The organism is Pseudomonas sp. KCJK9000, from assembly GCF_046230725.1.
Taxonomy (GTDB): domain Bacteria; phylum Pseudomonadota; class Gammaproteobacteria; order Pseudomonadales; family Pseudomonadaceae; genus Aquipseudomonas; species Aquipseudomonas promysalinigenes.
Genome location: NZ_JBJJLN010000076.1, coordinates 1 through 13635 on the forward strand (window position 1 = coordinate 1; position 13635 = coordinate 13635).

10 protein-coding genes are annotated in these 13635 nt (G+C 60.4%); 5 read left to right on the top strand and 5 right to left on the bottom strand.

Going from position 1 to position 13635, the window contains the following annotated elements; translation table 11 throughout:
* Positions 1-144: 144 nt before the first annotated feature.
* The 3 genes from ACK59H_RS21245 to ACK59H_RS21255 all read right to left on the bottom strand — a co-directional run bounded on the left by ACK59H_RS21245 (position 145) and on the right by ACK59H_RS21255 (position 2511).
* Positions 145-1410: an OmpP1/FadL family transporter gene (locus ACK59H_RS21245; RefSeq protein ID WP_397468204.1), complete on the bottom strand. Its 1266-nt coding sequence runs from the start codon at positions 1408-1410 to the stop codon at positions 145-147.
* Between the two features lie 145 nt (positions 1411-1555).
* Positions 1556-2038 carry a hypothetical protein gene (locus ACK59H_RS21250; RefSeq protein WP_409264882.1) on the bottom strand — a complete coding sequence of 161 codons (483 nt, stop codon included), beginning with the start codon at positions 2036-2038 and terminating at the stop codon, positions 1556-1558.
* A gap of 248 nt (positions 2039-2286) precedes the next feature.
* Positions 2287-2511, bottom strand: a complete 225-nt coding sequence (locus ACK59H_RS21255; RefSeq protein ID WP_409264883.1) for a hypothetical protein — start codon at positions 2509-2511, stop codon at positions 2287-2289.
* Positions 2512-3465: 954 nt separating this feature from the next.
* On the opposite strand from ACK59H_RS21255, the gene ACK59H_RS21260 reads away from it, so the two are divergent.
* Together ACK59H_RS21260 and rmuC are read left to right on the top strand one after the other, a co-directional pair.
* Positions 3466-3825, top strand: coding sequence for a sel1 repeat family protein (locus tag ACK59H_RS21260; RefSeq protein WP_186476518.1), 360 nt, complete (start codon positions 3466-3468; stop codon positions 3823-3825).
* Between the two features lie 155 nt (positions 3826-3980).
* Complete coding sequence (gene rmuC, locus ACK59H_RS21265) at positions 3981-5354, top strand: DNA recombination protein RmuC (RefSeq protein ID WP_186476892.1); 1374 nt, start codon at positions 3981-3983, stop codon at positions 5352-5354.
* Here rmuC and ACK59H_RS21270 read toward each other — a convergent pair.
* Complete coding sequence (locus tag ACK59H_RS21270; protein WP_409264884.1) at positions 5326-8802, bottom strand: NahK/ErcS family hybrid sensor histidine kinase/response regulator; 3477 nt, start codon at positions 8800-8802, stop codon at positions 5326-5328. The genes rmuC and ACK59H_RS21270 overlap by 29 nt on opposite strands.
* 108 nt (positions 8803-8910) lie before the next feature.
* Positions 8911-10089 (bottom strand): MFS transporter, encoded by a 1179-nt coding sequence (locus ACK59H_RS21275; protein ID WP_409264885.1) that lies wholly within the window; start codon positions 10087-10089, stop codon positions 8911-8913.
* A 187-nt stretch (positions 10090-10276) separates the two neighbouring features.
* Between ACK59H_RS21275 and ACK59H_RS21280 the strand changes: the two genes are divergently transcribed.
* From ACK59H_RS21280 to ACK59H_RS21290, 3 genes are all read left to right on the top strand, one after another.
* A complete protein-coding gene (locus ACK59H_RS21280; RefSeq protein ID WP_060479805.1) occupies positions 10277-11008 on the top strand; it encodes a GntR family transcriptional regulator in 732 nt (243 codons plus the stop codon).
* Positions 11009-11180: 172 nt separating this feature from the next.
* Positions 11181-12014 (top strand): amidohydrolase family protein, encoded by an 834-nt coding sequence (locus ACK59H_RS21285; RefSeq protein WP_409264886.1) that lies wholly within the window; start codon positions 11181-11183, stop codon positions 12012-12014.
* A 31-nt stretch (positions 12015-12045) separates the two neighbouring features.
* Positions 12046-13347 carry an SLC13 family permease gene (locus ACK59H_RS21290; RefSeq protein WP_261744993.1) on the top strand — a complete coding sequence of 434 codons (1302 nt, stop codon included), beginning with the start codon at positions 12046-12048 and terminating at the stop codon, positions 13345-13347.
* Positions 13348-13635: the final 288 nt, after the last annotated feature.

Here is a 13635-nt window from a genome sequence, read left to right on the forward strand (position 1 = left end):
CTCGGCCTCCTGAAGTCGCATTCGGCGTTTGCTGAACTACCGCGCGCTCAAAAGCAAAAGCAACAACAACAGCAACAGCGGAGTTTGGGTGGCCAGAATTGAAAAAACCGCCACTAGGGCGGTTTCTTTCGCAGCGATTACAACTTAGAAACGGTAGGTGAGGGATGCACCGATACCGTGAGCGCTGTTTTCGTACTTGGCTTGGTAACGCCCTTTGGTGGCGCTTGCCAGGTTGACCTTGGTGTCTTCTTCCCACAGGTAGGAGTAGGCCACATCGATGGTCATGTCATCGGTTGGGCTGTAACCGGCACCGATGCTGATCGCCTTGCGATCACCCGTTGGAATGCGTGGCGAACGGTCAGTGTTGTTGGTTGGCGACTGGTCGACGGAGAAGCCGGTACGCAGTACCCACTCCTTGTTGACCTTGTAGGACGCGCCAATGGCGTGGGCCCACGTGTCATGCCAGTTCTGCTCTTCGGTGATGGTACCGAACTGGGCGGCCAGCGGTGCCGGTACTTCGTTGTTGACAGTGATGTCTTTCAGGCGGCTCCAGCGGGTCCAGGTGCTGCCAGCATACAGAGTCCAGTGGTCGTCCAGCTCATGGGTGACCGAGAAGTCGACAGACTCCGGTGTCTTGATCTTCAAGGTGGCGTCGAACTTACTGCCGCTGTAAGGCCCGATCAGTGCGTTGTTGACCTTGGTGTTGCCCTCGAGCTTGTAGTCCACCATCGAGTGGTAGGTCAGGCCGACACGGGTGCGATCCGTAGCCTGTACAAGGATACCAACGTTGTAGCCGACGGCGGTGTCGTCACCCTTGATTTTCACCTCGCCATCATTGGTGCCAGGGGTGAAGCGGTTGATGGTGTTCGAACCCAGTTCACCCTTGATCTTGTTGATCGTAGGGCCGAAACCGATCGATACCTTGTCGTTGAAGGCATAACTGACGGTTGGCTGGAAGGTGATGACCTCAACGTGGCTCTTTTTGCCCCAGTAGCGCGCAGCATCGCCGCTGCCGTAATCGGTCACCAGGCCATACGGGACGTACATGCCGAAGCCGACGCTCCAGTGTTCATCGATAGGCTTGACGTAGTAGCCCATCGGAACACCTACCGTTGGCACCATGTCACCGTCGGTTTCACCGGGCAGCGGGCTGCTGCCAGGGCCAGAAATGTCGGTTTTGGCGATAACGGCAGCACCCCCCACCGTCACTTGCTGGCGCTTGAGACGCGACATACCGGCCGGGTTGCCATAAACGGTGCTGGCATCATCGGCGGAAGAAGACCGACCTGCGAAACCTGTACCCATACCGCTGATGCTTTGCTCGTTGAGTGCAAAGCCGGCAGCGAAGAGTTGGCTGGATGCCAGGGCAACGGCTACGCCGAGGGAGGTTTTGAGCATTGCTTTTTTCATTATTAGAAACTCCTTGTGATCTCCGAGGCGAAAAGCTACCAACAAATCACGCGCCGCGCTATAGCCCAGATCGCAGGAGATAGAGCGGTTTTGTAGGACAATCCGACCAGAATTCCTTTTGTTCGAAAACTATGTAGGGTGCTTCCTAAGATGCTTGGGGCACTTTCTGTTCCACGCAGGAATGCCAGGCATTGGCAAAGTCACGCAGGCGCCCATGCGGATTGAAAATCTGTCGCCATATACGTGCCTGACCCAGCAGGTCGTCCACTGCTGGCAGTGGCAGGGACTGCTGCTCGATGAGCATCCAGGCAATGGCAGTGCAATAGCGCAGGTTTACCGTAAGCTCCAGGTGCGGCCCACCCAGGAAGGCGTGTTGGCTGGCCAGGCCACGCACCAGGCTGGCCAACTCCGGATCACGAGCCAGAAAATGGTCCCATACGGCCTGGTGACGGGCTTCGCCAATACGATACAGGCCGTGGCCGCGGCGGTCCTGCAAGGCTGAGCCCAGAGCCGACTGGCTGGCGGCTATTCCCAGAAGCAGGGCCTCAGCGCTGGCGCAATGGCGGTTTAGATAGACCAGGGTTGGTCGAATCACGTACTCACACAATTCATTCGCCGCAATACCCATGATGGCCTCGAGCAGGTAAGGGCCGACGGGCACTGGAGCTTGGCAGCTGGTATTCGGTCAGGCCCGCCGGAAGCGGCAAGCACCGCTCGAGTTGAAGTGTAGTGTGATAATCGTGGTGTAAAAGGCTGTTTTTAAATCGATTGCTGCCTGACCATCGGTGCCATATGCCCTACAGCAATTAGCCCAATAACAGTCAGACAGCTCTGTAGTGGCGCGATTCAGGGAGTGAATACCCTGATATTCGCCATTCACGCGGTCAAGGATTGACGGGTGCGGGCGATCACGGCCTGCAAAGGCTCCGAGCGGCTGTACTGGTCTGGGTATAGGCGTTCGGTGTGGCAAGCCACGCCATGTTCGTCCACCAGGGTGAAGCTGAAGTTACCTTTGCGTGGGGCGGTGATCAGGCACTTGAGTGGCGAGAAGGCCTGGGAAAGGGTGCCAATGGCAGCCTGAATTTGATGATGAGTTTGCATATTGTTTGGATGTTCCTGCTTTAAACACGGGGATTATGATCCGTGCATGATAGAAACGTTCCAGTGACGCCTTTATTAAGGGACGAACGAACCTGACTGGAACAGGGCAGCCAGATAGAGCGCAATCAATGTTTGGGCGCTTGGGCTGACTGGTAGGTACTTCAGAAGGCAGGCAGCACACCGGGGCCAAGGTTCTAGGCCATCGGGGTGGGATCCTGATCAATCTTCCGGTTGATTCGTTCTGGACCAGCGCTGTGCTGGCGAGGGAATCATCGAGTGGGCCGGTCCTGGTTTCAGCAGCTATCGGTCGGGAGAGCGATTGGGCTGCAAGGACGCTTTAGGCCAGAATTGACTTTCAGCTTGGTACTAACGGGGTGCACCTTACCGCCGTTGAACGGTTAATGCAAGCTTAAAATTCTTCTCGAAGCTAGCCGAGCAGTATGGCGCGTCTTTAGCGAGATGTGAAGGGGGTACTAAAGGGCTCGATTGGCGGGATGTCCCATGTTCGTGCACGCAAATGCAGGCTTTCGGTGCAGATGTTCACATCTGAGGCAGCACTTGTAACGGCTTGGCAACACATCCCACCGACCCCGCCAATGACTTGACTGATGGCTTAAGTCAATGAAAAAAAACACTAATTTTAGCTGGTGAAAAAATCGTCAGTTTGACTGTAAGCTCCATTTCACGGGGGTTTGCGGGCGCCTAGAGGGGGTTGTCCACCGAGTTATCCACAGGAACTGTGGATTGTCCCAAGCGCTTGCTCTAGGACGGGCGTACCAGCAATTTAGCGAACTGTCCTACAATCTGTCGGCATCTGCCAATCGGCTCGCTACCCACCTGAAAACGTCAAGAAAAAATCACAAAAAATAATTCCGCTGCGCTGTAAATCACCAGCGTCATGCACGAAAAAAAGGAGTACAGTGGCGCGCTTTTCGAACTGCTATCCCTGTCGTCATGAAGTTTCGCGGTAAATCCCTCGCCAGCTCCGCTGTCGCCTCGTCGGTATCAACGCCCAAGCGGTTCTCCCTGAAAGTTGCTCTGTGGTTGCTCGACAGCCCGCGGCTTGGTGAAAAGCAGCAGGTCAAGCACATTGCCGGGCGCCTACTCAAACAACCTGCACGTCAAGGCGTGGTGGTGGCGCAGAGCCGGCTTGGGCAAATGCTCTGCCGTGACTGCGGCAACGCCCGAGACCGGCGTATTGGCCATGAATTGTTGCGCCAGGCCGCGCGCGCCGGCGATCGCCGCGCGCAACTGGAGTATGCGCGCCTGTTCGAGGATGCTCAGGCGGAGCAGGCGCCTGCCCCGGCAGACTGATAAGCTGCGTGCAACTTGCAACGGTGTGATCGGGGTCAAGCATGGCAGTGGATCTGACCAGCGTTCTGCTGGGGTTGGTGGCAGGCGGCTTGCCTTGCCTGGGTTGGGTCCTGCTGGTGCAGCGTCGTCAGGCTGCGCGCCTGGGCGAACAGGCGCTGCTCGAGGAACGCCTGAGCGGCGCGCAGTTGGCGCAGGCCGGGCTGCAGGCACAGCTGGAGGCCAGCCGCGACGAAGTCAGCGATCTGAGCGAAGCCAATGCGCTCAAGCAGGCGCAGTTGGCCGCTCAGGGCCGAGAACTGGAACTGCTGCAGATCGACCGCGACAATGCCCGCGATGCTGCCCACGCCTGGCACCTTGAGCGGGCCACGCGTGAGGCTGAATTGCGCCGCCTGGAAGTCCAGGCCGCGCGCCTGGAAGCAGAGCTGCGCGAGCAGCAGGACAGCCATCAACAGCGTCTCGAGGACCTGCAGGAGGCCCGTGATACCCTGCGTGCGCAGTTTGCCGACCTGGCCACAAAAATCTTCGACGAGCGTGAGCAACGTTTCGCACAGACCAGTCAGCAGCATCTCGGTCAGCTACTCGACCCTCTCAAGGAACGCATTCAAGCGTTCGAAAAGCGCGTAGAGGAGAGCTACCAGCAAGAGGCTCGTGAGCGCTTCTCGTTGGGCAAGGAGCTGGAGCGACTGCAGCAGCTGAACCTGCGCCTCTCGGACGAGGCCACCAACCTGACTCAGGCACTCAAAGGCCAGAAGACCCAGGGCAATTGGGGCGAGCTGATTCTTGAGCGGGTACTGGAGCATGCGGGGCTCGAGAAGGGCCGTGAATATCAGACCCAGGTCAGCCTCAAAAGCGCCGATGGCGAGCGGTTCCAGCCGGATGTACTGATCATGCTGCCCGGTGACAAGCAGGTGGTGGTCGATGCCAAGGTCAGCCTCACGGCCTATCAGCAGTTTGTCGGCAACAACGATGAGGCCGCGCTCAAACAGCACGTGCAATCGCTGCGCAGCCATGTCAAAGGGTTGTCCAGCAAGGACTACAGCCGCCTCGAAGGCCTGCACAGCTTGGATTTCGTGCTGCTGTTCGTTCCCATCGAAGCGGCCTTCTCAGCGGCTCTGCAGGCTGAACCGAACTTGTTCCAAGAGGCCTTTGACCGGCAGATCGTGATTGTCAGCCCAACGACCCTGCTGGCGACTTTGCGGGTAATCGACAGCCTGTGGAAGCAAGAACGCCAAGGCCAGAATGCCCGTGAAATCGCCGAGCGCGCCGGGTGGCTTTACGACAAGTTCGTGTTGTTCATCCAGGACCTGGACGAACTGGGCAATCGCTTGCAACAGGTCGACAAGGCCTATGCCGCAGCCCGCAACAAACTCTGCGAAGGGCGCGGTAATCTGGTCAGCCGCAGCGAGCAGCTCAAAATGCTCGGGGCTCGCGCCAGCAAGAGTCTGCCGGCCGAGCTCCTGGAGCGGGCGCTGGCGGATCAAGCACTGGCAGAGATGGCGGTTACTGAACCAGGCTCAGATGGCGGTTGAGCAGGGCACGCAAGGCCGCTGGCTTGACCGGTTTGCCCAGGTAGTCCAGGCCTGCGGCATGAACGGTGGCCAGGGTTTCCTTGCTGCCGTCGGCGCTGATCACTACCCCGGGTACCGGTTCGCCAAGGCGCGCACGTAGCCAGCCCATCAGCCCCGAGCCGGTTTCACCGTCGTCCAGATGGTAGTCCACCAAGGCCAGATGCGGGCGCATGCCGGAGGCCAACAGCGCTTCGCATTCGGCGCGATTACGTGCGGTCCAGACCTGACAGCCCCACCGGCTGAGCAGGCTGTTCATGCCAATCAAAATGCTGTCTTCGTTGTCCACGCACAGTACCTGCAAGCCGGCCAGGGGCTGGCTCGCGGTTTCTGCGGCGGCACTGGGAGCCGCCGCACCGGTGCGGGCAATCGGCACGTTAACCCGAAAGACCGTGCCCTTGCCTGGCCAAGAGCGCACTTGCAGCCGGTGGCCAAGCACTCGGCACAGGCCATCGGCGATCGCAAGGCCCAAGCCCAGGCCCTTTTCGGCGCGGGTCTGGTGGCTGTCCAGACGCTTGAACTCCTGGAAAATCACCTGCAGCTTGTCATCGGCTATCCCCGGCCCGCGGTCCCAGACCTCCAGCCACAGGCTTGCGCCCTCGCGCCGCACGCCCAACAGGATCGGGCTCTTGCCGTAGCGTAGGGCATTGGTCAGGAAATTCTGCAACACCCGGCGCAGCAGTTTCATATCACTATCGACCCGCAGGCGGCTGCCGCGCAGGCGAAACTCCAGGCCCTTTTCGGCTGCTAGTAGCTTGAACTCTGCGCCGAGGGTGTCGAACAGTTGGTTCAGCTCGAACGGCTGGGCATCGGGCGTGATCTTGCCGTTTTCCAGGCGCGAAATGTCCAATAGGTCGCTGATCAGTTCTTCGGCCGAGCGTAGCGAGCTGTCCATGTGCTGCACCAATTGCTGGGCTTCTTCGTTAAGCCCCTCAGCTTGTTGGGACAGGGCGGCGGAGAACAGCCGGGCGGCGTTGAGCGGCTGCATCAGGTCATGGCTGACGGCCGCCAGAAAACGGGTCTTGGACTTGCTCACCGCCTCGGCCTGGCTCTTGGCTTCCGACAGCGCCTGGTTCAGTTGCGACAGCTCATGGGTACGCTCGGCCACGCGCTGCTCCAGGCCCTCGTTGGCGTCGCGCAGGGCCTGTTCGGCCTCGCGGAATGGGGTAATGTCGGTGAAGCTCATCACGAAGCCGCCGCCGGGCATCGGGTTGCCGATCAGCTCGATGACCCGCCCGTTGGGAAATAGCCGCTCAGAAGAATGTGCCCGGCCTTGGCGCATCCAGTGCAGGCGCCTTGCCACATGCACCTGTGCTTCGCCAGGCCCGCACAGGCCGCGCTCGGCATTGTAGCGAATGATATCGGCGATCGGCCGGCCAACGCTGATCAGGCCTTCGGGGTAGTTGAACAGTTCCAGGTAACGGCGGTTCCAGGCTACCAAGTGCAGATTCTGGTCGACCACACTGATGCCCTGGTTGATGTTCTCGATGGCGCCCTGCAGCAGTGCCCGGTTGAACTGCAGAACCTCGCTGGCTTCGTCGGCGATCCGCACCACGTCCTCCAGCTGCATGTCGCGCCCCTCGATGGCGGCTTTGACCACCGCGCGGGTCGAGGAGCTGCCCAGCACGCCAGCTAGCAAACGTTCGGTGTGTTCGATCCAGTCGCCGTCGGCATTCTGGTTGGGGTTGAAGCCTTTGCCCTGGCGGTAGGCAAAACGGATGAAGCTCTGCCGCGCGCGGTCCTCACCGACAAAGCGCGAAGCCAGGTTGAGCAGGTCATCGATCTGTACCGCCAGCAACGGTTTGCTGCTGGGGCGGGCGCTGGTCTGCTGGCCGATGAAACGGCCAGCCTGCCAGTGCTCAGAGACCCGTGTACGCGACAGCATCGATACCCACACGAACAGCGTGAAGTTGCCCGCCAGTGACAGCACCACGCCTTGGGTCAAAGGGCTGATCGGCAAATTCAGCGGGTTGCCGTGAAGCCACGCCAAGCCGGGGAACACGCTCAATGGCAGGCCCAGGCTGTGAGCGATGATCGGCAGCACCAGGGTGTAGAACCACAGAAAGATGCCCGCCGTCAGCCCAGCGAACACACCTCGACGGTTGGCCTGCTTCCAGTACAGCGCGCCCAGCATGGCTGGGGTCAGCTGGGTGACCGCGGCAAAGGCGATCTGGCCGATGGTCGCCAGGCTTGCGGTGGAACCGAGCAGGCGATAGCTGACGTATGCCAACAGTAGGATCACCACGATGGTCACCCGGCGCACGGTCAGCATCCAGTGGCGGAAGGCCTCGAAAGGCCGCTCGGCGTTGGTGCGACGCAGCAGCCAGGGCAGCAGCATGTCGTTGGAAACCATGGTCGACAGCGCCACGGCCTCGACGATGACCATGCCGGTCGCGGCGGACGCACCGCCGATGAAGGCTAGCAGGGCCAGGCTTGGGTGCGCTTCGGCCAGCGGCAGGCTGATGACGAATGAATCGGATATCACCGTGCCCGGCAGCAGCATCTGCCCGGCCAGGGCAATCGGTACCACGAACAGCGCGGCCAGGGCCAGGTACAGGGGGAACACCCAACGCGCCATGCGCATGTCCTGGGGTTCGATGTTTTCCACCACGGTGACATGAAACTGCCGTGGCAAGCAGATGATCGCCATCATTGCTACGGCGGTTTGCACCACCATCGACGGCCAGTTGATGGTCTCCTGCCAGTAGCTGTACAGGTGCACCGACTGGCGCGCCTGGGTGAGCAGGTCGTCGAAGCCGTCGTAAAGGTTGAACACCACGAACACGCCCACGGCCAGGAACGCCAGTAGCTTGATCAATGACTCGAAGGCGATGGCCAGGACCATGCCGCGATGGTGTTCGGTGACGTCCAGGCTGCGCGTGCCAAAAACGATGGCGAACAGGGCCAGAACCAGCGAAACCACCAGGGCGGTGTCCTGCACGCGGGTGCCGGTGGCGTCGGCATTGGCGCCGATCAGCAGATTGACACCGAGCACGATGCCCTTGAGCTGCAACGCGATGTAGGGCAGTACCCCGACCAGGCAGATCAGCGCCACCACGATGGCCAGGGACTGTGACTTGCCGTAACGGGCGGCGATGAAGTCGGCGATCGAGGTGATGTTCTGCTGTTTGCTGATCAGCACCATCTTCTGCAGCACCCAAGGCGCGAAGATCAGCAGCAGGATGGGCCCGAGGTAGATCGGCAAGAATGCCCAGAGCTGTTCGGCGGCCTGGCCGACCGCGCCGAAGAAGGTCCAACTGGTGCAGTACACCGCAAGCGACAGGCTGTATACCCACGCCCGCAGGCGCGGCGGCAACGCAGTGCTGCGCCGGTCGCCGTAAAAGGCGATGGCGAACATCACGGCCATATAGGCCAAGGCGACCATGGCGATCAGCCCGCTGGACAACGACATGAAAACTCCGAAGCAATAAGATAGCGGTCCCGGTCGAACAGTCTGGCACGCTGGCGGCGGTTCGTCAGCGCAGACGATGGTCGCAGCGGCGCGTCGTCGCAGGCGGGCTCAACTGTTGCGTGTACCCAGGCAGTAGAACATCCCCGCCAATACCACCGACAGCATCAGTAGGTAGAAGATGCTTCCCGGCCACCAGTGCCCCAGGGCGAAGCCCACCAGCATCGGCCCGAGCGCTGCCCCCAGGTTGCACAAATTCTGAGCCCCGTAATACACCCCACGCAGATGCTGCGGAGCAATCAGGTCGATGAACATGTACTCGGCGGGTATCACGATGATTTCGCCTAATGTGAACACCAGCATCGCCAGGCACCAGGCCACCACTGAGCCCGCCATGGCGAAACCCAGCAAACCGGCGATGAACAGCGCCATGCCAGCCAGTAACCAAGCCATCAGCTTTTGGCGGCCGATACGCCGGCCAATCAGGTACTGCAAGGCGATCACCGTTACCGCGTTGGTGGTCACCAGGTATCCAATCAGCCTGGCCGCCTCGCTGGCGCTGCTGGTCACCACCAGGTACTGCGACAGGTAGGCAGTGAACTGGCCGAACACGACCGCACTCAGTACGCCACCGACGGTGAAGCACACGAGCCGGTGGTCACGTACCAGGCTAACTGCCACCTGAGTGAAGCCAGCGCTTGGCTCGGTCACGGCGGTGGTTTGCAGCCCACGGTCGCCGAGTTGCCAGTAGGCCAGGCATGTACCGAGCCCGGTCAGCGCAGAGGCAAAAAATGGCAGATGGTCGTCAAGCTCCAACATTGCCACGCCGAGCAAAGGGCCGGCGGCATACCCAACGTTGCTCAGGGTGTATTTGATGGCAAACGCCTCGGCGCGTTGCGCCAGGGGCAACAGCGTGCAGAAACCGGCCTTGGCGGCGATGTCGACTACTGCCAGGGCCAGGTTGATCAGCACCAGGCAGAGAAAGAACAGCCACGCCGTTCGGCTGGCAACGGCAACCATGAAGGCGCAGGCAAAAATCAGCGTACTGGCGCTGATCAAAGTGTGGTTGTGAACAGTGTCGACCAGATGCCCACCATACAGGCTCAGCACGGACGCGACGAGCAGCGCGCCACCGACCAGCAAGCCGATGCTGGCGATCGAGAGCTGGAAGTTTTCAGCCAGGTAGACCACCAGATAGGGCAGGGTGAGCGCTCGGGCGACCGTCAGTGCGAAGGTGGTCGCCAGCAGCAGGCGTATGCTGGCGGGGTAGCCTTTTATGGCAGCGAGCATTGCTACGTCCTTGTTGTTCAAATTTGCCGGTTCCAAGCATATGCCATGCGCAGGACGTAACCCATGGCTCGGGTGCCGGGCCGGCGGTGGTTGTAGGTGGCTATCCGGACAAAATGGCGAAGGATTGACAGCACATCGCTCAGCAGGAATCCTTTCGTGCAATTTCACATATAGATGTCTGCATAACATGCCCCAACTGTCCGGTGACGTTCGACTGCCTCGCTATCAACTGCTGCGCGATCACTTGCTTGCCCAGATCGCCAACAACCGTTGGCGCCCAGGCGAGGCCATCGCTACCGAAGCTGCGCTGGCCAGTGAATTCGAAATGTCTGTCGGTACGGTGCGCAAGGCGGTCGATGCGCTGGTCGCCGAGGGCGTGTTGGAGCGCCAGCAAGGCCGTGGAACGTTCATTCGCCGCCCACAGTTCCAGTCCTCGCTGTTTCGCTTTTTCCGTTTTGAAGCGGCGAGCGGCGAGCGGCTGATGCCTGACAGCCAGATCCTCAGCGTCGAGCCCCTATCAGCCCCCGAGCAGGTCGCACAGGCCTTGGACTTGCCCGAAGGTGGCGCTGCCATTCGTATACTGCGTACTCGTTCGCTCGGTGCCCAACCTGTGCTGGCCGAGCAAATCTGGTTGCCGCGTCAGCCGTTTCAGCCGCTGCTGGAAGTCGACCTGAATCATAAAGGTCCTTTGCTATATCCCATTTATGAAGAACTCTGCGGGCAGGTGGTTGCATCCGCCCAGGAAGTGCTCACCGCCGAAGCGGTCGATGCTGCCAATGCTCGGCTGCTGCAACTGGCCAATGGCAGCCCGGTGGTGGTGATCGAACGGCTGGCTTGCAATTATGCAGGCCAGCCTCTGGAGTGGCGCCGATCAATAGGTCACGCCCAGCACTTCCGCTATCGCGTCGACATTCGCTGACCGCGTTCCCACCCTCCGATACAGCGACCCGCTTTCCCCCATGCGTCGGCACCCGGATTGACAGATTTGGGTTGCTGAATATAAGGTCATGCATTCATATATATGACTGTATGTTTATATAAAAACCGCGGCGTGCCCACGTTGCCATAACAAATCGACCAGGGTGATCTTCATGACCAGCCCCCTCCTGCCCGCCCTCACCGGCATCGATACCCATGCCCACATCTTTCGCCAAGACCTGCCGATGGTGCCCAACCGTCGCTACAGCCCGGCCTACGACGCCTTGGTGGAGCAGTATCTTGCGCACTTGGACCATCATGGGCTGTCTCACGGTGTGTTGATCCAGCCCAGCTTCCTGGGGACCGACAACAGTTACATGCTTCAGGCCCTGCGCCGGCATCCCCAACGCCTGCGCGCGGTGGCCGTGGTAGATGCCGCCATCAGCGACCCGGCACTGGACGCGCTGGCCGACGCCGGTGTGGTCGGCATTCGTCTGAACCTGATCGGCAAGCGGCTTGCCGACTACGCAGGCCCCGAGTGGACTTCGCTGTTCAGGCGCCTGGCCAAGCGCGGTTGGCAGGTGGAAGTTCAGCGCGGCTTCGACGATTTGGCGCTGATCGTGCCAGCGATTCTTGCCTGCGGTGTGGACGTGGTGGTCGATCATTTCGGCCTGCCCAGCGAAGGCATCGACCCGAGCCTGGACAGCCACCGGATCTTCCTGCACCTGCTTGCCGAGCCCAAGGTGTGGCTCAAGGTGTCTGCCGGTTACCGCAGCCAGTCGGATTTGGCCAAGGCCAAAGGGCTGCTGGCGCAGATACGCGAGGCTGCCGGAGGTATACAGCGTCTGCTTTGGGGTAGCGATTGGCCGCATACCCAGTTCGAACAGCACACCGACTATGGCCAACAGTTCGCTTTCTTCCAAGCGCTGCTGCCCGATGCCGCGGAGCGTGCCCAGGTGCTGCGCGACAACCCGGCGAAGCTGTTCGGCTTCGACCGTTCCCGCTGATAATCCGATAACAACAACAGGACACCTCACCATGATGAGCATGCTCGTCGTCGCGGCCATCGTCGCCGCCGTCGCCCTTGGCTACAAGACCAAGATCAACATCGGTCTGTTCGCCATCGCCTTCGCGTACTTAATCGGCTGTTTCGGCATGGGCCTGAGCCCATCTGAAGTCATCGGCATGTGGCCGCTGAAGATCTTCTTCGTGATTTTCTCGGTCTGCCTGTTCTACAGCTTCGCCTCGGTCAACGGCACGCTGGAGAAGCTCGCCGAACACATGATCTACCGCTGCCGCAGCATGCCCCAGCTGCTGCCCTTCGCCGTGTTCTTCGCAGCCACCGTGATCGCCGCCATGGGCGCGGGCTACTACACCGTGCTGGCCTTCATGGCGCCGATCACCTTGCTGCTGTGCGAGCGCACGGGCATGAGCCTGATCGTCGGTGGCATGGCGGTGAACTACGGGGCGCTGAGCGGGGCCAATTTCATGTCCAGCCAGAGCGGTATCATCTTCCGTGGCTTGATGACCAATGCCGGCGTGAGTGACAACCAAGCGTTCATCAACGCAACCGGGATTTTCCTCAGCACCTTGATCATCCCATTGCTGGTCATTGCCGTGTTCGTCTTCGTTGCCGGGCAGGGGCGCGCCCTGAAAGCTTCGGCCTTCACCGCCGTGGCACCGGCGCCGCTGAACAGCCAGCAGAAGACTACTTTGTGGTTGACCTTGGCGATGATGCTTATCGTGTTGGTCGCACCGGTGGCGGCTATCGCTTTGCCGGGCAATGCCACGGTGGCATTTATCAACGCGAAGATGGACATCGGTTTGATTGCCAGCCTGTTCTCGGTGATCGCGCTGTTGCTGAAGCTGGGCGACGAGCGCAAGGCCATGGCGACAGTCCCCTGGGGCACGCTGATCATGATCTGTGGTGTGGGCATGCTGATTTCGGTAGCCATCAAGGCAGGCACCATCGGCATCCTTGCTTCGTGGATCGGCGGCAGTATCCCGCCGATCATGGTGCCGGTGGTGTTCGGTGCGGTGGCGGCGTTTATGTCGATCTTCTCCAGTACTCTGGGTGTCGTGACCCCGGCGCTATTCCCGATGGTGTTGCCGATTGCCAACAACCTGGGCATCGAGCCGATGATCCTGTTCATCGCCATCGTCGCTGGCGCGCAAGCCACCTCGATATCGCCGTTCTCGTCAGGTGGCAGCTTGATCCTGGGTTCGTGCACTAATGAGCAGCACCGTGCTTCTCTGTTCCCGCAGCTGCTGTTGAAGGCTGCGCCGATTGGTTTCGTGGCCGCACTGGCGTTCAATGTGCTGCTGACCTTCGTGCTCTGAATGCGGGTACTCGGAAAAAACCGCAGCCTGGATGTAATGCTGTTCACTTACGCATTTGAGTCCAGGCTTGGGGTCGAAAAATCCGATACTGGTGTCGGATTTTTTTGGGGTTCAATTTGAGCCTTTTAGCGCCTGTGAGATCGAGCGCCGCCCGCGCGGCGCATCGCGAGCTTTGCTCGCTCCTACGTTTGTTTCGGGCCAGTAACGCCTGTGGCAGGTGCGCGCGGACGCCTGGTTCATACGACGCGATACCGCGCCATGCACAAAGGCGTCCGCGCGCAAATCCCA

Coding starts and splice junctions, on each gene's coding strand:
- ACK59H_RS21245 (WP_397468204.1), bottom strand. CDS start 1,410: ATGAAAAAAGCAATGCTCAAAACCTCCCTCGGCGTAGCCGTTGCCCTG.
- ACK59H_RS21250 (WP_409264882.1), bottom strand. CDS start 2,038: ATGGGTATTGCGGCGAATGAATTGTGTGAGTACGTGATTCGACCAACC.
- ACK59H_RS21255 (WP_409264883.1), bottom strand. CDS start 2,511: ATGCAAACTCATCATCAAATTCAGGCTGCCATTGGCACCCTTTCCCAG.
- ACK59H_RS21260 (WP_186476518.1), top strand. CDS start 3,466: ATGAAGTTTCGCGGTAAATCCCTCGCCAGCTCCGCTGTCGCCTCGTCG.
- ACK59H_RS21270 (WP_409264884.1), bottom strand. CDS start 8,802: ATGTCGTTGTCCAGCGGGCTGATCGCCATGGTCGCCTTGGCCTATATG.
- ACK59H_RS21275 (WP_409264885.1), bottom strand. CDS start 10,089: ATGCTCGCTGCCATAAAAGGCTACCCCGCCAGCATACGCCTGCTGCTG.
- ACK59H_RS21280 (WP_060479805.1), top strand. CDS start 10,277: ATGCCCCAACTGTCCGGTGACGTTCGACTGCCTCGCTATCAACTGCTG.
- ACK59H_RS21285 (WP_409264886.1), top strand. CDS start 11,181: ATGACCAGCCCCCTCCTGCCCGCCCTCACCGGCATCGATACCCATGCC.
- ACK59H_RS21290 (WP_261744993.1), top strand. CDS start 12,046: ATGATGAGCATGCTCGTCGTCGCGGCCATCGTCGCCGCCGTCGCCCTT.